At 69.8% G+C, this 16969-nt stretch carries 16 protein-coding genes and 3 pseudogenes; 10 read left to right on the forward strand and 9 right to left on the reverse strand.

Annotated features, from left to right (window positions below; all coding sequences use genetic code 11):
- Positions 1-77: 77 nt before the first annotated feature.
- Positions 78-1568, forward strand: coding sequence for a DUF1214 domain-containing protein (locus ACIQFZ_RS35485; protein WP_402693167.1), 1491 nt, complete (start codon positions 78-80; stop codon positions 1566-1568).
- Positions 1569-1906: 338 nt separating this feature from the next.
- Here the strand turns inward: ACIQFZ_RS35485 and ACIQFZ_RS35490 are convergent, their stop codons facing one another.
- The 5 genes and pseudogenes from ACIQFZ_RS35490 to ACIQFZ_RS35510 form a co-directional block, all read right to left on the reverse strand.
- Complete coding sequence (locus ACIQFZ_RS35490) at positions 1907-2512, reverse strand: DUF4240 domain-containing protein (protein WP_402693168.1); 606 nt, start codon at positions 2510-2512, stop codon at positions 1907-1909.
- 79 nt (positions 2513-2591) lie between these two features.
- Positions 2592-2729 (reverse strand): annotated as a pseudogene (locus ACIQFZ_RS35495) (transposase); the annotation flags it as partial.
- Positions 2730-2809: 80 nt separating this feature from the next.
- Positions 2810-3097: a hypothetical protein gene (locus ACIQFZ_RS35500; RefSeq protein WP_361422477.1), complete on the reverse strand. Its 288-nt coding sequence runs from the start codon at positions 3095-3097 to the stop codon at positions 2810-2812.
- 182 nt (positions 3098-3279) lie between these two features.
- The gene (locus ACIQFZ_RS35505) at positions 3280-3774 is read right to left on the reverse strand and encodes a hypothetical protein (RefSeq protein WP_402693169.1); all 495 of its coding nucleotides are present in this window, start codon (positions 3772-3774) and stop codon (positions 3280-3282) included.
- Positions 3775-4253: 479 nt separating this feature from the next.
- Positions 4254-5087 (reverse strand): PIG-L family deacetylase, encoded by an 834-nt coding sequence (locus ACIQFZ_RS35510; protein ID WP_365423165.1) that lies wholly within the window; start codon positions 5085-5087, stop codon positions 4254-4256.
- Between the two features lie 295 nt (positions 5088-5382).
- Here ACIQFZ_RS35510 and ACIQFZ_RS35515 point away from each other — a divergent pair.
- Positions 5383-5460 (forward strand): annotated as a pseudogene (locus ACIQFZ_RS35515) (DDE transposase family protein); the annotation flags it as partial.
- A 413-nt stretch (positions 5461-5873) separates the two neighbouring features.
- On the opposite strand, the pseudogene ACIQFZ_RS35520 reads toward ACIQFZ_RS35515, so the two are convergent.
- Positions 5874-6104: pseudogene (locus tag ACIQFZ_RS35520) on the reverse strand (helix-turn-helix domain-containing protein); the annotation flags it as partial.
- A 190-nt stretch (positions 6105-6294) separates the two neighbouring features.
- Here ACIQFZ_RS35520 and ACIQFZ_RS35525 point away from each other — a divergent pair.
- Both ACIQFZ_RS35525 and ACIQFZ_RS35530 read left to right on the forward strand, forming a co-directional pair.
- Positions 6295-6681 carry a VOC family protein gene (locus ACIQFZ_RS35525; protein WP_383060659.1) on the forward strand — a complete coding sequence of 129 codons (387 nt, stop codon included), beginning with the start codon at positions 6295-6297 and terminating at the stop codon, positions 6679-6681.
- Positions 6682-7411: 730 nt separating this feature from the next.
- Positions 7412-8014: a hypothetical protein gene (locus ACIQFZ_RS35530; protein WP_402693170.1), complete on the forward strand. Its 603-nt coding sequence runs from the start codon at positions 7412-7414 to the stop codon at positions 8012-8014.
- Positions 8015-8311: 297 nt separating this feature from the next.
- Here ACIQFZ_RS35530 and ACIQFZ_RS35535 read toward each other — a convergent pair whose 3' ends face one another.
- Together ACIQFZ_RS35535 and ACIQFZ_RS35540 are read right to left on the reverse strand one after the other, a co-directional pair.
- On the reverse strand, positions 8312-8434 hold the full coding sequence (locus ACIQFZ_RS35535) for a hypothetical protein (protein ID WP_402693171.1): 123 nt from the start codon (positions 8432-8434) through the stop codon (positions 8312-8314).
- An 83-nt stretch (positions 8435-8517) separates the two neighbouring features.
- Entirely contained in the window at positions 8518-9474 is a 957-nt protein-coding gene (locus ACIQFZ_RS35540) for a LysR family transcriptional regulator (protein ID WP_402693172.1), read from the reverse strand.
- 107 nt (positions 9475-9581) lie between these two features.
- Between ACIQFZ_RS35540 and ACIQFZ_RS35545 the strand changes: the two genes are divergently transcribed.
- Genes ACIQFZ_RS35545 through ACIQFZ_RS35570 form a run of 6 tightly spaced genes read left to right on the forward strand, consistent with a single transcriptional unit; the run spans position 9582 to position 16325 of the window.
- Entirely contained in the window at positions 9582-10454 is an 873-nt protein-coding gene (locus ACIQFZ_RS35545; RefSeq protein ID WP_402693173.1) for an FAD binding domain-containing protein, read from the forward strand.
- Position 10455: 1 nt separating this feature from the next.
- Complete coding sequence (locus ACIQFZ_RS35550) at positions 10456-10977, forward strand: (2Fe-2S)-binding protein (RefSeq protein WP_383060656.1); 522 nt, start codon at positions 10456-10458, stop codon at positions 10975-10977.
- Positions 10974-13346: an aerobic carbon-monoxide dehydrogenase large subunit gene (locus ACIQFZ_RS35555; protein WP_365775961.1), complete on the forward strand. Its 2373-nt coding sequence runs from the start codon at positions 10974-10976 to the stop codon at positions 13344-13346. Before ACIQFZ_RS35550 ends, ACIQFZ_RS35555 begins: the two co-directional genes overlap by 4 nt.
- A 10-nt stretch (positions 13347-13356) precedes the next feature.
- Positions 13357-14283 (forward strand): XdhC family protein, encoded by a 927-nt coding sequence (locus ACIQFZ_RS35560; protein WP_365433579.1) that lies wholly within the window; start codon positions 13357-13359, stop codon positions 14281-14283.
- On the forward strand, positions 14276-15184 hold the full coding sequence (locus tag ACIQFZ_RS35565) for an AAA family ATPase (RefSeq protein WP_402693174.1): 909 nt from the start codon (positions 14276-14278) through the stop codon (positions 15182-15184). Before ACIQFZ_RS35560 ends, ACIQFZ_RS35565 begins: the two co-directional genes overlap by 8 nt.
- Positions 15177-16325: a VWA domain-containing protein gene (locus ACIQFZ_RS35570; protein ID WP_402693175.1), complete on the forward strand. Its 1149-nt coding sequence runs from the start codon at positions 15177-15179 to the stop codon at positions 16323-16325. Before ACIQFZ_RS35565 ends, ACIQFZ_RS35570 begins: the two co-directional genes overlap by 8 nt.
- Before the next feature lie 233 nt (positions 16326-16558).
- Here the strand turns inward: ACIQFZ_RS35570 and ACIQFZ_RS35575 are convergent, their stop codons facing one another.
- Entirely contained in the window at positions 16559-16945 is a 387-nt protein-coding gene (locus ACIQFZ_RS35575; RefSeq protein ID WP_365433570.1) for a VOC family protein, read from the reverse strand.
- Positions 16946-16969 lie beyond the last annotated feature (24 nt).

Below are 16969 nucleotides of genomic sequence, written 5' to 3' on the forward strand. Positions count from 1 at the left end.
CGGTTACTCAATGCACCTTTTGCGGCTATTGTGCGGTCAACTGCCCTCCTGGTTCGCACTCATACCTGAGGTGTCCGATGACGTCCGCACCCGACCGCTACCAGGACCTGGCCTCGCTGCCGTTCGCCGACGGCTACCCGACCGACGAGACGGCGCGGACGTTGGAGGACGAGCTGTTCTTCCAGCGCGCCGTGCAGGTCTACCTGTGGACGCTGCCGACCGTGAACGCGTGCGCGATGCGCGACGGCCTCGGCGCGGCCCTCGGCCACGGCTACCAGGTGATGGCCGTGTTCGAACAGCGACTGAAGCCTCGGACACTGATCACCACCCCGAACTGCGACGTCATCTACGGCATGGCCTTCGCCGACCTGAGCCTGACCGGCCCGCTCGTCGTCGAGGCCCCGCCCGGCATCCAGGGACTGGTGGACGACTTCTGGCACCGCCCACTCACCGGCCCCGTCATCGACGGACGACAGTTCCTCGGCGACATCGGCCTGCCCGGCCCAGACCGGGGCAAAGGCGGCCGGTACCTCATCGTCCCCGACGACGCCGAGCCGGAGCACGAGGGCGAGTGGGACGACTTCTTCGTCTACCGCAGCCGCACCGACAACATCTACTTCCTGCTGCGCGGCTTCTTCACCTCCGTCGACGACCTGTCGCCGGGCGTCGCGGCCATCGAGGGCATCCAGTTGCACCCGCTGCACGGCGACGCGGAGCCGATGCACTTCGCCCATGCCTCCGACACCCCGGCCGACGCGCTCTACCCCCGTGACGGCGCGTTCTTCGACGCGCTCGACGCCTTCGTCCAAGCCGACCGGGTCGACCAGACCGACCCCTACATGCACGGCGTCCTGACGTCGCTGGGCATCCGCAAGGGCCGGCCCTTCGCCCCGACGCCGCGTCAGCGAGAACTGCTGGACCTGGCCGCGCAGACGGGCTGGAAGGCGGCCAAGACCCTGGCCGCCCGCTTCGACCGCGAGCAGGACGCCCTGTGGTGGGCAGACCGCCACTGGGTCGCCCACGTCAAGACCGCCCAGGACGACTTCTGGCACACCATGCTGGACGAGGAGTTTCGCGACCGCGCCACCGGCCACACCGACGTGAACGCCAAAGCGCACATGTTCGTCAACCACTACTCCATGAGCACCGGCATGATCAGCTCCATCGTCGGCGTCGGCGCCAAGTACGCGGGCGCCTACCGCGACCACGACGGCGACCTGCTCACTGGCGAGCACACCTACCGCATCGACCTGCCCGCCGACCCGCCGGCCCGACTCTTCTGGTCCCTCACCCTCTACGACGCCGAGACCGCCGCCCAAGTCGATGCCCAGGGCCAGACCTACTCCTCCCTCAACGGCATGGACGACATCGCCCTCAACTCCGACGAGTCGATCACCCTCCACATCGGCCCCGAACGCCCGGCAGGCGCCGAGAACTGGATCCGCACCGTCCCCGGCCGCGGCTGGTTCGCCCTCATCCGCTGGTACGGACCCGAACAGGCCTTCTTCGACCGCCGGTACAAGCCCGGCGACTTCATCAAAACCGCCAGTAACCACAGCAACGCCTGACCGCCCGCCCGGAGCGCAATCGTGGGTTTCACGCGCCTGGTCACGTCGCCCGGCGCACCCCGTCATTCAGCACTGGTCTCCTGAGCCGAGTCATTCTGAAACGAGCAGTCAGCGGGCCGCCTGCGGACGCGAGGCCGGCCTGCAGTTCGCCCCCGACGGGCGCACCTTGGCGATAATGGACGCGACTGTCGCCGTACTTGTCGAAGCGCCCAGGTTGGTACGGGTGAACCTGCTCAATCGGATGTCCGTCAACACCGCGGAGTCCCCCCTCGAGGACGCCGACGCCCCGGCGCGTTCGGCGCGGGCAGTGTCCTTCTGACGCGGCGCCGCGTCACTGATTAGGCACGTGCCTCCACCGGGAAGAGGGCGTCGAGCCGAGGTGTCCCCGCCCCCGCGGCGCGCCGGGGTATCGCACCCCTCGTCGTGGCCCTCACGGTCTCGTCCCCCTCTTCACACTCCGCCCGCGCCTCCTGGACGGCGCCCAAGGCCTCGTAGAACGCGTCCCCGCAGTCGTCCTCCTGGCCGGTCAGCTCGTCGAAGACATCCTGCGCCACGTAGTCGAGCTCCTCCCATTCCGGCCACTCGTCGTCGTGCCACTGCCGCAGGTGCCGCCCCGCCAGGGCCCGCACCTCGGAAACGTCGGCGAGCGCGTCCGGATCAGCGAGCACCGCCTCGTACGTCCCTCGCCCCTGCGTCACCAGCCAGAGCGCGAAATAGTCGAAGCCGTCGTCGGAACACGAGCCGCCTTCGATCCGGCTCACCGCTCGCCACAGCGCGCCCGTGGCGACGGCCTCGCACGCGGCCTCCAGGCGCGCCTGGAACTCCACGCCCGCCGCGGCCGGGCGGCACAGCAACTCCCCGCGCAGCCAATTCAGCCGCTCGTTCCGGTCACCGGGGCGACGGCTCAATTCGTCCATGAGCGCCCAGAAGGTCTTCTCGTCCATGCGGCACAGGATCGCAGCCGCCACTGACACACCCGAGAGCTCCATGCGGAAACAGCGGCGGTGGGTCTACCACCATGCACAGCAGGCCCTCCAGCAGGGCCTCGAAGACGCCGGCGTCACGCCACTGCCGGAGACGGTTGTGGACGGTCGACCAGGCACCGAACTCCTGCGGCCCGATGAACTTCCACTTCGCATCCGTCAGTTGCACTCGCGTCACGCAAGAAGATCTCGCCCCCAGGCCGCGCCGCGAGGGCGAAGTCCGGGACTCCCACCGTCCGCCTTCGAGTCGAACCAAGCTCAGCCGAGACCACGATGGGCGGCCCACAACGCCCCGGCACGGCTGGCAGCGCCAGCGATCAGAGCCGCCAGTTCGGGCTTGTCGGGGACAGGAAACGAGACGTATGCGCCCCGACCACCACCGACTGGTCGGCCATAGGCCTTTGCGGCGAGGTGACCGTCCGGGAGAAGCCGGACGTTGAGTGTGGTCAGCGTGAACGCTTCACCGCGTCGAGTGTCCGTCCAGCGGAGCGCCTGCGGGATCGTGACATTGATCGCCAGAGCACTCACTTCCAGGTCGCTGCTCATGCACAGATGATCTCACGCGAGTCGCCGCAATCGGCCGCCACTGGCTTATACGGCAGGCAGCTTGATCACGACTCGGGACACGAAGACCTCCGTGCGGTGCAGCCCTGGACAGCTCCACCACACTGGAGGTCTTCGCCGTGATCAAGCCTGATCGGCGTCAACAACGCTCATGATCAATACACCTAGGCCCTGTCGGACCGGGCGCTGCGGGCCTGCAACCGTCGTGCGGCCAGCAGGAGTTCGCACGGCGAGCCGTCCGGTGTGTGCACCAGCATCCGGCCGATCGTCTCGCCCTCGTGGTAAATGACGAGGACCTTGTCTTCGGCGGTCAGACGCAGCGTCCGCCATGGGTGGCTCCACACCTGCGTGGTGCCGTCCCACATCTGCAGCCCGCGGTTCGTCACCCGCAGCTCGAAGCGGGCGGCATCGTACTGTGCCGTGGGCGCGCTCATGTCGTACGGGGAACGCACCTCGTACGCGCTCAGCAGGAGCTCGCGGTGCCCGATCATCTCGTCGCGGGTTCGGGTGATCCGGCCCGCTCGCGCCGCCCGCCACCCCGCGAACGAGCCGCCCACCAGGGCGACCGGGACGACGAGCCACCACCGCAGCGGCGTGACGAACCCCTCCACCAGCAGCTGCGCCACCACCATGCAGCCCACCACCGAACCGCTGCTCACCGCGGCACGCCGAATCCGCCGCCGACGCGCGACCCCGGGATCTCCCACTTGCCCCATGCGGCACCCCCTCCGAAGCACCGCGATCGTAAACCGTGGACCTACGCCCTCGGCCTGGACAGAAACGCCAGGCGCCACAGCTTGAGGCCGCAGCCCCTGGCATGCTGTCGCCACCGTGCGGCGAGAGCACCTCGGACTGCTTGATCCTCTGACTCCGCGGTCGGCCCGCAACTCGGCGTGGATATCGGCCACCAGCCCGTCCGGTTGATTCCCGCCCAGCCCGGTCGAACGTTCCTCGCACAGCGGCCCTGCCCGGGTGGGGGGACTGGCGTCCTCGTGACCGCCACGCTACTGAGCAGGGCCACCCTGGTGATCAGGGGCCGCCGAAGCGGAACCCACGTGAACAAGCCTCCGGGTGTGCGAGCACGCTCGAACGAGCCGTACGGACCATGAGCTTCCTCAGGCCCGGGAAGGCGGGCGGATCAGCGCAGGCCAGCGAAGAGGTCGTTCTCGGGCACGGCCGCTCCGGTGGTGTCCTGGACACGTACGAAGGTCTCGACGCCCATCAATTCGGTGAACCTTTTCTGGCCCATTTTGAGGAAGAAGATGTTCTCGCCCTGGCTGGCGTGCGCGGCCAGGGCATCGAACTTCTGACCGCCGAACGCGGTGGTGTCCACCCAGGTGGTGATCTCCTCGTCGGGGAGTCCGATCTCGGCCATCGCGGCGGCCTCGGCGGGATCCGGCTCCTGCCAGTCCGCACCGAACTCGCGCATGGCCTCACCGAACCGCTGCATCATCGAGCGGGGCGCCGTCGTCCAGTACACCTTCGGTGTCGACTTGGTCATCGCCAGCGCCGTCATCGTGATGCGGTTTGCCTGGATGTGGTCGGGGTGACCGTAAAAGCCGTTCTCGTCGTAGGTGACGACCACATCGGGTTGGTAGCGCCGCAAGAGTTCCGCGAGTCGGGCAGCGCCCTCCTCCACGGGTGTCTGCCAGAAGGATCCGGGCGCGTCGTTGGTCGGCCAGCCCATCATCCCGGAGTCGGCGTAGCCCAACGTCTCCAGATGACTGACCTTCAGGATGTTGCAGCTCACCTCAAGCTCTTGACGCCGCATCAAGGCGACGGCTGCCGGATCGTGCCCGGGGTCGTCCGGCTTGACACCCCCCGGTCCGTCACCGCAACTGCCGTCGGTGCACGTCACGAGGACCGTGCGGATGCCCTCCGCCGCGTACCGTGCGAGGACACCTCCCGTTCCAGTGGCCTCATCGTCGGGGTGGGCGTGCACCGCCATGAGCGTCAAGGGCCGGTCATTCATAAAACAGTCCTCCTGTGTGAAAAGGCCGCGGTCCGAGTCTGCGGCAGGCGCATAAGGGATCGCCCCGATATCGGGTGACCGGGCGTACCGCGGACCCGGGAGCCCCCGGATCACGTCGGGACGGACGATCTTTTGGCCTCTCTATTCCCCGCCCGCGCGGCACCGGTCCCTCGGCTGGTGCAACAGTGCTGGCCGGATCTGCTGTTCCCGCCGCGCAAGGGAAAACTCCTGCGTTTTGGCGCTGGCGCCCGTGCACTGCCGCGCGTCGTCGACAGCAGCAAGCTCGACCTGGACATTCGCCTACGCCCAGGCCGAGGGAATCGAGCTCCGCCTGGACGCCACCGAGGTCCAGGTTCGCCGGCCCCAGGCCGGGATGCCCGTAGGGGAGTGGGGTGTCGGTGGCGGGTGGGGCCTGGAGTCCGCGGTCGCCCCATTGGTAGGGAGTGCCGATGACACCGTACAGCGGGGCGCTCTGTGCCAGGAACACTGTGGGTCGGCCGGCGAGGAAGATGACGCCGTGGCGGGTGCGGGCGGGTTGAGCGCAGACTTGGCAGCGCAGTTGTTCCATGGTTTCGCGTTGCCGGGAGGGGGGACCCTGCGCCAGTGTGGCCGTCCGGTGGGCAGGCCGTCGGCGCCGATGGTGAGCTGCAGCATGGTCTGCCCGAGAACCATGCGGTGCAGGGTGGTGTGGGGAAATAGGTCGGCCCCGCCGGCTCGCCGCTCGATTTCCTCGATCGGCACGGCGCCACGCCATACCTGCCGGGCCTGGGCGACGTTTCCCCCGCATGTGCAGGCGAAAGCCTCCACCACGGGTGGTCTGGGGATCTTCTCCCCGGTCGTCGCACGGGACAAGGTCGCCGCACTGTAGATCGTCCGCTCGGCCAGTTGCCGGTGCGACAGACCCGCTTGCATGCGATGGTTCCGCAGCCAGATGGCGAGTCGCCCCAGGTTCCGGTTCGGCGTGGTGATGGGCTTCTGCGGCCGTCCCGGGGTTTGCTGGTGGGCTCGCGTATTCAACTGTCGCCAGTTCTCGGTCCCGTCTGGTGTGTCGGTGACGGTGTGTGGTCGTCATCGGCGGCTACTGGGTGCGGGCCTCGACGCCATGAGCGGTGTTGCTTAGGATCATGGGCACGGCATCGCGTGTCGGTCACCGGCTGGGTGAGGCATGGAGGTGCCCGTGAGATTGCCTTGCGGAGGCATTCCACACATGTCAGTCGAGTTGAATCACACCATCATCCATGCCCGGGACAACCGGGAGTCGGCCGAATTCCTGGCGCACATCCTGGGGCTTGAGGTCGGGACCGAGTCGGGCCCGTTCATTCCCGTGGCCACCAGCAACGGGGTCACCCTGGACTTCGCCGCCATCCCGGCGGAGTCGATCGTTATGCAGCATTACGCCTTCCTCATCTCGGACGAGGAGTTCGACGCGGCCTTCGCGCTTATCGAGCAGGCCGGGATCACGTACTACGCCGATCCGCATCTGAAGCAGCCCGGAGAGATCAACCACCACTACGGTGGGCGCGGCCTGTACTTCATGGATCCGGCCGGGCACGGCATGGAGATCATCACGCGGCCCTATGGCAGCCACGAGTAGACGTCGACCGCTTCGTGAGGCAGTGGCAGGTCGGGGAGTGTCCTGGCCTGCCACTCCGTGGCGTAGTTCAACCGCCGCGAGTTTCCTGCAGAGTCCACCCCGGCCACGGTGACAGCGGTCAAGGATGCCGGCGGGCGGTACTTCGCGTCCTTCGTGGTCCGCCGGCGATACCGGCCGGCTCCGTTTCGGCCGAGGCGTCGTGCTCGGCCGGCGCCTTGGCATACCGCGTCTTCTGCGGAACGGTACCCACCGGAATCGGCCCCAGCCTGTGATCCGTTTCCGGCGGTCGTGGCCGACGTGGCTGGGGCGGTGCCCTTGGGGTCAGCCGATGCGTTGTCCTGCACGGCGGGAGAACAGTCCGCCGGCACAGGGCAGACGAGCAGAACGAATGGCGCAGGACGGTAGACAGAACGCATAACGGCCCCTCACAGTCTGCAGATAGTTGAGCAGATGCTGTTCCAACCGGATCGACACTCCACCACGGGGTCGGGCGGACGGGTGCATGGATGTCGGGGGATCACACCGCGATGCCTCGGTGACTGTGCCCTGCTTCTGGGCCTCATGGGCTGGTCTCAGCGACCGCTTGAACCGGATACATCGAGGAGGACGTATGCGAGGCAGAGGAAGGGACGCTCGGACAGCAGACTTCGGCCACCCGCGGCGTGTGCCGGCGTGGCTGATAGCGGCGTTGGCGCTGCTGGCCGGGCTGATGGCGACAAGCTCGTCCGCCATGGCAACCGACCTGCCGTACGGGCCGTACACCTGCGCCGCGGGCTACGTGTGGCGGGATGCGTACGCGGGCGACCAAGTCTGCGTGACGCCGGCGATCCGTACCCAGACCGCGACGGAAAACGCGCTGGGCCCCTTGCGCCGGGAGCCGAACGGCGGCATTTACGGCCCGGACACCTGTAGGCAGGGCTTCGTCTGGCGTGCAACGCGACCCTCGGATCACGTGTGCGTGCCGCCAGACAGTCGCGACCAGGCCGGCAGCGACAACGCCAACGCCGTTGCGCGGCTGGCTGATCCGGGTGCGACGCCGCGCGGTGGGGTGTCCGTCACCACCACCTTGTATCCGACCGGCGGCACCCTGTTCGCCACCGGCGGCGGGCTCACGCCCTACGGCACGGTGCGGTTCTACAGTGCCCCGACGACCTGGCCGGTCTCGCTGGGCCGACTGACGGCCGACGCCGCCGGAACCCTGCAGGGATGGCAGCAGGTTCAGGCCCTCCACTGCGACAGCGGGCCGTATCCCGCCACCATCGTGGTCCTTGACCAGGGCACGGGCCTCGTCACCACCGCCGGCACCACCGACGCATTCCACCCCTGCTTCTGAGCCGGCACGCCCACTGCGTTCGGCATCCTTGGCGTGCGGCATCCGGGTGAGAGACCCGGCGCGCGTGCCTTGTTCCGCGTGAAAGGCGAGCCCTGCCGGTGGATCACATCGAGGGTCGGGCGGGGACCCCTGTGCCGCACTGAGGGACCGCAGATTGCCCAAGCCGGAGCTGATCACCCGGCCCAAGACCGTTCGAGCCGGTCTGGTCCCACGGCCGTCCGGGCCTCTGGCGCCCCTCATCCGGGGGCCCAGAGGCGACGGTGCGAGGCACACGACCGCCGACACCCGAGCGTTCGCTCACCCTCCATGGGAGGACGGGCGCACGAGCGGCTCGACGTCTTCGGCGGTGCCGCGGCGCGGCAGCACAGCCGGGACGGACGGTGGCTTCCGGGTCACCTCGCACACCAGCGAAACGATCATGCGGAGATGGTGCGGGCCCACGCCGCAGTGCCGCCCTCGCCTGCAGCGATGACGTTCCGAGCACCACAGGCGGGCCTGCTCTCTTACGCGCCCCAGAGCGTGACGTACACCGGGGGCCGGAACCGGGAGGGCGGGACGCCCGCGCCGGGCGCGCGCATGATGCGGGTCGCTGCGGGCGTGTGCAGGAAGTGCAGGAACGCGTCGGTGGCCGGGGAACGATGCTCGGCCTGCAGGACGGTGGCGTGCCAGGTGGCGTCCGATGGCGTGGCCGGGGTCTCCAGTACGCGCAGCTCGTCACGCCGGATGCGGGGCGACACCAGATGGGCCAACGCTGGTGCCACCCCCGTGCCCTCGGCGGCAGCCGCCCAGGTCGCGGCCTGGTTGGGGAACACCCACACGTGTCCTTCGGCCACTTTGAGCCGACGTAGCAGTCGCCCGGAGTCCGCGTCCGGATCGGTCCCGGAGGAATCGACCAGCCACGACCACTGCGGCGGCGGACCGGGCGGCCGTGGCGACCTGACGCCGATCACCACGACCAGCTGGGTGCGGAACAGCGGCTCGCTGACCAGTTCGCCCCCATGGCCCGTGCCGAGATACGGCCCGAGCGCGACGTCGGCCAGCCGGTTCTCGACCAGCGCACGTATCTCGTTGCCGGCGGCTACCCCGAAGGAGGTCTCGGTCCTGCGCCCTGAGCGATCGGCGAAAGCCTCCACGAGCGAGGGGAGCGCGAACTCGGCCAGCGTGCTCGTGGCGACGACCCGAAGCTCGTCGGGCGCACCCCGTGCCGCCCGTACCGCCGCCTCGGCATCCGCGCTCAGCGCGACCATCTGCGACGCGACCGGCAGCAGCCGCGCGCCCGCGGGCGTCAGACGCATCCCACCGCCGCCGGTGCGCCGGATGAGCGGATCGCTGTAGTGGGTGCGCAGCGCGGTGAGCGCCTGCGATACGGCCGACTCGCTCACGCTCAGGGCGCGCGCCGCGGCGCCGACCGAACCGAGCCGGGCGACCAGTACGAAGGTGCTGAGCTGCGTGACCGTCACTAGCAGATTTTCCTACATTTGGACGGATAAGTGAATGCTTATCGACCTCTTGCATGGCCCGTGCGGAAGAGCGCAGCCTGAAGAGCACAGCGTTTCAGGAGGGCCCGATGCAGGTTCCAGCTGCCTTCCAGTACGAGACGGCCACCAGCATTGAGCACGCGATCGAGCTGCTCACACGCTACGGCCCCGAGGCCCGGGTGGTGGCGGGCGGACACAGCCTGCTGCCCATGATGAAGCTGCGGCTGGCTCAGCCCGAAGCCCTGATCGACATCAACGGCCTCGGCGAGCTGGCATTGATCCGGGTGGACGGGCACGACCTGGCCGTCGGAGCGATGGTCCGCCACGCCGAGCTGCTCGCCTCGCCGGTCGTCGGCGAGCACTTCCCCATCCTGCGGGACGCGGAACGCGTCATAGCCGATCCGCTCGTACGCAACCGCGGCACCGTGGGCGGCTCGCTGTGCCAGGCCGATCCGTCGGAGGACCTGTCCGCAGCGTTCTCGGCACTGCGGGCGACCCTTGTCGCCCAGGGCCCCCGCGGCAGGCGCACCATCGGGATCAGGAAGTTCTTCCTCGGGCCGTACGAGACCGCGCTGAACGAAGCGGAGCTTCTGGTGGAGATCCGGGTGCCCATCCGTTCGCACGCCAGCGCCTACCGCAAGGTCGAGCGCCGGGTCGGCGACTGGGCGGTCGTCGCCGCGGGAGCGGTGCTGGAGATCTCCGACGGGGTCATCACCGACGCCGGGATCGGGCTGACCGCGGTGGGTGCCCCACGGTTCGTGTCCGAGCAGGCCGAGGATTTCCTGCGCAGCGGACGACCGGACGACGAGGGCTTCGCCGAGGCGGGCCGGATCGCCTCGCAGGAGTGCAGGCCGACGGCCGACCAGCGTGGCCCGGTCGACTACAAGCGGCATCTGGCCGGGGAGCTCACCACGCGGGCGCTACGCGCCGCCGCTGCACGTGCCCAGGGGCAGGAGGCGTGACATGCGGATCACCGTGACCGTGAACGGCGAGCAGCACACGAGGGACGTGGAGCCCAGACTGCTGCTCGTGCACTTCCTGCGCGACGAACTCGGACTTACCGGCACCCACTGGGGCTGCGACACCTCCAACTGTGGGGTGTGCACTGTCTGGCTGGACGGGACGCCGGTCAAGTCCTGCACCGTGCTCGCGGTGATGGCCGACGGCCGTGAGGTGCGGACCGTCGAGGGCCTGGCGCACGGTACCGAACTCGACCCGGTGCAAAAGGGATTCATCGCCTGCCACGGGCTGCAGTGCGGCTTCTGCACGCCGGGGATGATGATGACCGCCCGTTGGCTGCTCGACCACAACGCGGATCCGTCGGAGGAGGACATCCGCGAGGCCATCTCCGGACAGATGTGCCGCTGCACCGGTTACGAGAACATCGTGCGCTCCATCCGCTGGGCCGCCGAGCACGGCGGCGGGCGGGGGGCCGCCGACGCCGGCACCGAGCCGGCGCCCGGCCGCGAGGAGGTGCGGGCATGACGACCACCGAGGAACGGCCGGTCGGCTTCGGACGCATGCCCCGCAAGGAGGACGCACGGTTCGTCCGCGGCCACGGAACCTACGTCGACGACGTACGGCTGCCCGGAATGCTGCACGGCGCGATCCTGCGCAGCCCGCTGGCCCACGCCCGGATCGTGTCCGTGGACATCAGCGCCGCCGAGGCGCACCCGAAGGTCAAGGCCGTGATCACCGGGGAGACCCTGGCCGGTCTCGGGCTGGCCTGGATGCCCACGATCTCGTACGACACGCAGGCGGTGCTCGCCACCGACAAGGTGCGCTTCCAGGGCCAGGAGGTCGCCTTCGTTGTCGCCGAGGACCGCTACGCAGCCCGGGACGCCCTCGAGTTGATCGACGTGGAGTACGAACCGTTGCCGCCGGTCGTCGATGCCCGACGGGCGCTCGAGCCGGACGCGCCGGTGATCCGCGACGACAAGGAACACCAGACTGACAACCACATCTTCGACTGGTCGGCGGGTGACAAGGAGCGAACTGACGAGGTCTTCGCGGCCGCCGACGTCGTGGTCGAGCAGGACATGCTCTACCCACGGGTGCACCCGGCGCCGCTGGAGACCTGTGGCACGGTGGCGGACATGGACGCCATCACCGGCAAGCTGACGGTGTGGTCCACCACCCAGGCCCCGCACGCCCACCGCACGATCTACGCGATGGTGGCCGGCATCCCGGAGCACAAGATCCGGATCATCTCCCCGGACATCGGGGGCGGCTTCGGCAACAAGGTCGGCATCTACCCCGGCTACGTGTGCGCGGTCGTCGGCTCGATCGTCACCGGCAAGCCGGTGAAGTGGGTGGAGGACCGCTCGGAGAACCTGATGAGCACCTCCTTCGCCCGCGACTACCACATGCACGGCGAGATCGCGGCGACGAAGGACGGGAAGATCCTGGGCCTGCGCGTCCATGTGATCGCCGACCACGGCGCGTTCAACGCCACCGCACAGCCGACGCAGTTCCCAGCCGGCTTCTTCGGCGTCTTCACCGGCTCGTACGACCTGGCCGCCGCGCACTGCACCGTGACCGGCGTCTACACCGACAAGGCACCCGGCGGTGTCGCCTACGCCTGCTCGTTCCGCGTCACCGAGGCCGTGTACCTGGTCGAGCGGATGGTCGACGTGCTCGCGGACAAGCTCGGCACGGACCCGGCCGAGCTGCGGATGCGCAACCTGCTGCGGCCCGGCCAGTTCCCGTACCGGACGCAGACCGGATGGGAGTACGACTCCGGTGACTACCCGAGAGCCCTGCGGCTGGCGATGGACATCGCGCACTACGAGGACCTGCGCCGAGAGCAGGCCGAGAAGCGCGAACGTGGCGAGCTGATGGGGATCGGGGTCAGCTTCTTCACCGAGGCCGTCGGCGCGGGCCCGCGCAGGCACATGGACATCCTCGGACTGGGCATGGCCGACGGTGCCGAGCTGCGGGTCCACCCGACCGGCAAGGCCGTCCTGCGGATCTCCGTACAGACCCAGGGGCAGGGCCACGAGACGACGTTCGCGCAGATCGTCGCCGAGGAACTGGGCATCCCGCCCGAGGACGTCGAGGTGGTGCACGGCGACACCGACCAGACCCCGTTCGGGCTCGGCACCTACGGCTCCCGCTCGACGCCGGTGTCCGGAGCAGCGACCGCGATGGTCGCCCGCAAGGTGCGCGAACGCGCGAAGATCGTCGCCTCCGCCATGCTCGAAGTGAGCCCGGACGACCTGGAATGGGAGAAGGGCCGCTGGTACGTCACGGGCGACCCCGACCAGGGACGGACCATGGCCGAGATCGCGCTCGCCGCACACTCCAACCTGGAGCTGCCCGAGGGCGTCGAGGGCCACCTGGACGCGACCTGCGTCTACAACCCGCCGAACCTCACCTTCCCCTTCGGCGCGTACATCTGCGTCGCCGACGTGGACGCCGGCACCGGCCAGGTGAAGATCCGCAGGTTCATCGCCGTGGACGACTGCGGCAACCGGATCAACCCCACGATCGTCGAGGGGCAGGTGCACGGCGGACTCGCCGACGGCCTCGGCATGGCGCTCATGCAGGTGATCGCCTTCGACGAGGACGGCAACTGCCTCGGCGGGTCGTTCATGGACTATCTCCTGCCCACCTCGGTCGAGTGCCCGTCCTGGGAGCTCGGCGAGACCGTCACCCCCTCCCCGCACCACCCCATCGGCGCCAAGGGCGTCGGCGAGTCCGCCACGGTGGGGTCGCCCGCCGCCGTGGTCAACGCCGTGGTCGACGCCCTGAAGCCGCTCGGCGTACGCCACGTCGACATGCCGCTGACGCCCGCCGCGGTGTGGCGGGCCGCCCAGGGCCGTCCGCTGCGCACCGACATGGCCATCACCTGAGGCCCCCACGATGACGAACACCGAACTGCTGACCCGCGCGGACGTGCTCCGGCAAGGCCGTACGCCGTTCGTCCTGGCCACCGTCGTCCACGTGGAACGGCCCACGAGCGCCAAGCCCGGGGACAGCGCGCTGGTGCTGCCCGACGGCACCGTCGAGGGTTTCGTGGGCGGCACCTGCGCCGAGACAACGGTGCAGCTGCAGGGCCTGCACGTGCTGCAGACCGGCGAGTCGCTGCTGCTGAGGATCACGCCCGGCGCGGGCACCGGCACCGAAGGCGCGCAGGAGCCCGTCGAAGGCCTGGTCACGGTGGCCAATCCCTGCCTGTCCGGCGGGACGCTCGACATCTTCCTGGAAGCCAACCTCCCCCCGGCGCTGGCATACGTCTACGGACACGCCCCCATCGCCCGCGCCCTGCTCGACGTCGGTCGCGTGGTCGGCCTCGACGCCCGGCCGGCCTCGCCCGGAGAGCCGCTGCCGCCCGATCTGGACGTCGTCGTCATCGCCACACACGGCCGCGAGGAGGAGACCGTGCTCATCGAGGCCGCACGCGCGGGGATCCCGTACATCGGTCTTGTGGCCAGTCCGAAGCGCGGCGCGGCGGTGCTCGCCGGGCTGGACATCACCGAGGAACAACGCGCGCGTGTCCACACGCCGGCCGGTCTGGACATCGGCGCGCGGACCCCGGGGGAGATCGCGCTGTCGGTGTACGCCGAGATCATCGCGCTGCGGCCGAAGGCGGCCCGAGCCGTGCGCCCCGGAGTCGACACCGCCGCGCCGCAGGCCGTGGCCGAGGACGTGGATCCGGTGTGCGGCATGACCGTGGCGATCACGCCCGACACCCTCTCACTGGACCGGGCCGGCAACAGGGTGTACTTCTGCGGGCCGGGGTGCCGGCACGCCTTCGCCGACAACCCCTCCCGTTACGCCCATGCCTGACCTCGACCGCCTCGTACCCGATGTCCCCGCCCTTCGCTCGCGTCTCGACGCGGTCGGTTACCTGGCCGACGACGCCCTGGCTACGGCGCTGCTGCTGGCCGTGCGCATGCGGCAGCCGATCCTGCTGGAGGGCGAGCCCGGCGTCGGCAAGACCGAGGCGGCCCGCGCCCTCGCCGCCGTGCTCGACACCCCACTGATCCGGCTGCAGTGCTACGAGGGACTCTCCTCGGCCGAGGCCCTCTACGAGTGGAACTACCCCCGGCAACTTCTGGCCATCCGGCTGGCCGAGTCCCGCGGGGAGCCCCTGCGGGACACCGACCTGTTCACCGAGGACTACCTGCTGCCACGGCCGCTGCTCGCCGCGATCTGCCACTCGGGACCTCGGCCGGCGGTGCTGCTCATCGACGAGGTGGACCGCGCTGACGACGAGTTCGAGGCGTTCCTGCTGGAACTGCTCGCCGATGCCGCGGTCACCATCCCCGAACTCGGCACCCGGACGGCCGCGCTGCCGCCGGTGGCCGTACTGACCTCCAACCGCACCCGGGATCTGCACGACGCACTCAAACGCCGCTGCCTCTACCACTGGATCGACTACCCGGACACCGCACGAGTCGCCGCGATCATCCGCAGACGGGTGCCGGAGTCGGCCGAGTGGCTGGCCACACGCGTGGCGCGCGGGGTGGCGCGCCTGCGTGCCCGCCAGGAACTCACCAAGCCGCCCGGCATCGCCGAGGCGATCGACTGGGCGGGCGCGCTGCACGTGCTGGGGCTCGCCGTTCTCGACGCCGATGCCGCCGACCGCACCCTGGGGACCGTGCTCAAGTACGCCGAGGACCTGGAGGCCGTGCGCCGGGCCGGACTGGCGGAGCTGGTCGACGCGGAGCCGGGCTCCGATGCCTGACCTGCCGGAACTGGCCGCCTCGTTCACCGCCGCCCTGCACGACGCGGGGATCGCAGTGGGCCCCGACCGTACCCGCAGTTTCGCTCGGGCGCTCACCCTGCTGGCACCGTCGACGACGCGCGAACTGCGGCACTGCGCGCTCGCCACCCTGGTGTCCGACCCCGAGCAGATCGAGCTGTTCGACGCGGTCTTCCGCAAGGTCTTCGGCGGCCCGGCCGACCGCGGGGCACAGCGCGGGCAACCCGGCGACCCGCCCCGATCGCTCCCGAACACCGTTCCCGGCCGTGCCCTCGGCACCCGGAAGTACACCGCGGACGGACGAGGCCAGGATGCCGACGCACAGCCGCGGGAGGCTCCCGTACCTCTCGCCGCCAGTCCGCTCGACCGTCTCGCGGGCCGCGACTTCGCTGACCTGACCGCAGAGGAACTGGCGCAGCTCTCGGAGGTGATGCGCACCCTCGTGCTGCGCACTCCGACCCGGCCGTCCCGTCGGCGCCGCACCGCACACCACGGTGCGCGCATCGACGTGCGCCGCACCCTCTCCGACAGCCGGCGCACCGGCGGATACCCGCTGCGGCTACGCCGCTTCGCGCCCCGCACCCGCCCCCGCGACCTCATCGTGCTCTGCGACATCTCCGGATCGATGGAGCCCTATGCCCGCGCGATGCTGCAACTGCTCTACTGTGCCGCCCGCGCCACCCGCGCCGAGGTCTTCACCTTCGCCACCCGGCTCACACGCCTCACGCCCGTCCTCCGGCGCGGCGGCCCGGACGACGCCCTGGCACGGGCCGGCCGGGCGGCCCCGGACTGGTCCGGGGGCACCCGGATAGCGGACTGCCTGGCGGAGTTCAACGAGCGGTTCGGCCGGCGCGGCATGGCGCACGGCGCCGTGGTCGCCATCGTCTCCGACGGCTGGGACACCGGCGCGCCCGTCGACCTCGCCACCCACATGGCGCGGCTGTCCCGGGTCGCCTACCGCGTCGTATGGGTCAACCCGCGTACGGCAAGCCCGCGTTACCGCCCGCTCGTGGCCGGCATGGCTGCGGCACTGCCCTACTGCGACGCCGTCGTCAGCGCCCACAACCTCGCGGCCCTGGACGACTTCACCGCCGCTCTGTACGCCCGGCGCCGCCGCCGATGACTTCCTCAGGCGTCACAACTCGAAGAAGTGCTGGACCTCCGGAACGGTCAGGTCGATCGGATCGCTGCTGCGGGCGAGACGAGTGGTGGCGGCGGGCCCGCTCGGGACCGCGCTCGGGGCGACGGCGGCTAGGAAGGCGAGCGCGTGCGGCCTGCTGTCGCCTAGGTCCTGTCGTCACATTCCCGTCGTCGCCCGAAGGGCGGCTCCGCGGCCCCCGGTTGGTCGAGGGTGTTTCAGACCAAGGTCGTGATGCAGAACGGGTGGCCTGCGGGGTCCAGCAGTACCCGCCAGCGTTCGGGCTGCGGCTGGAACCCGGGCTTGACGGCGCCCAGGTCGAGCAGTCGCTTCTCGGCGACGTCCAGGTCGTCCACGCCCAGCTCGATGTGCGCCTGCTTCTCCTGGGCGGGGTCCGGCCAGGTGGGCGGGCGGTAGTCGGCCAGGCGGTTGAAGCCGAGTCCGGTCGCTCCTTCCTTGCCGAGCAGGACGAAGTCCTCGCTGGAGAAGAGGACCGACATGCCGAGCAACTCGCCGTAGAAGTGAGCCATTTCGGCGGGGTCGCCGCAGTCGAAGGTGACGGCGGCGTAGCGGAACGCGGGTGCGGAAGTGGTGTTCGTGCTCATGAAGGGAACGCTATGCCGTGACCC

This window comes from Streptomyces sp. NPDC093064, assembly GCF_044754605.1.
In the GTDB taxonomy this organism is placed as follows: domain Bacteria; phylum Actinomycetota; class Actinomycetes; order Streptomycetales; family Streptomycetaceae; genus Streptomyces.

Coding starts and splice junctions, on each gene's coding strand:
- ACIQFZ_RS35485 (WP_402693167.1), top strand. CDS start 78: ATGACGTCCGCACCCGACCGCTACCAGGACCTGGCCTCGCTGCCGTTC.
- ACIQFZ_RS35490 (WP_402693168.1), bottom strand. CDS start 2,512: ATGGACGAGAAGACCTTCTGGGCGCTCATGGACGAATTGAGCCGTCGC.
- ACIQFZ_RS35500 (WP_361422477.1), bottom strand. CDS start 3,097: ATGAGCAGCGACCTGGAAGTGAGTGCTCTGGCGATCAATGTCACGATC.
- ACIQFZ_RS35510 (WP_365423165.1), bottom strand. CDS start 5,087: ATGAATGACCGGCCCTTGACGCTCATGGCGGTGCACGCCCACCCCGAC.
- ACIQFZ_RS35525 (WP_383060659.1), top strand. CDS start 6,295: ATGTCAGTCGAGTTGAATCACACCATCATCCATGCCCGGGACAACCGG.
- ACIQFZ_RS35530 (WP_402693170.1), top strand. CDS start 7,412: ATGGCAACCGACCTGCCGTACGGGCCGTACACCTGCGCCGCGGGCTAC.
- ACIQFZ_RS35535 (WP_402693171.1), bottom strand. CDS start 8,434: ATGATCGTTTCGCTGGTGTGCGAGGTGACCCGGAAGCCACCGTCCGTC.
- ACIQFZ_RS35545 (WP_402693173.1), top strand. CDS start 9,582: ATGCAGGTTCCAGCTGCCTTCCAGTACGAGACGGCCACCAGCATTGAG.
- ACIQFZ_RS35550 (WP_383060656.1), top strand. CDS start 10,456: ATGCGGATCACCGTGACCGTGAACGGCGAGCAGCACACGAGGGACGTG.
- ACIQFZ_RS35555 (WP_365775961.1), top strand. CDS start 10,974: ATGACGACCACCGAGGAACGGCCGGTCGGCTTCGGACGCATGCCCCGC.
- ACIQFZ_RS35560 (WP_365433579.1), top strand. CDS start 13,357: ATGACGAACACCGAACTGCTGACCCGCGCGGACGTGCTCCGGCAAGGC.
- ACIQFZ_RS35565 (WP_402693174.1), top strand. CDS start 14,276: ATGCCTGACCTCGACCGCCTCGTACCCGATGTCCCCGCCCTTCGCTCG.
- ACIQFZ_RS35570 (WP_402693175.1), top strand. CDS start 15,177: ATGCCTGACCTGCCGGAACTGGCCGCCTCGTTCACCGCCGCCCTGCAC.
- ACIQFZ_RS35575 (WP_365433570.1), bottom strand. CDS start 16,945: ATGAGCACGAACACCACTTCCGCACCCGCGTTCCGCTACGCCGCCGTC.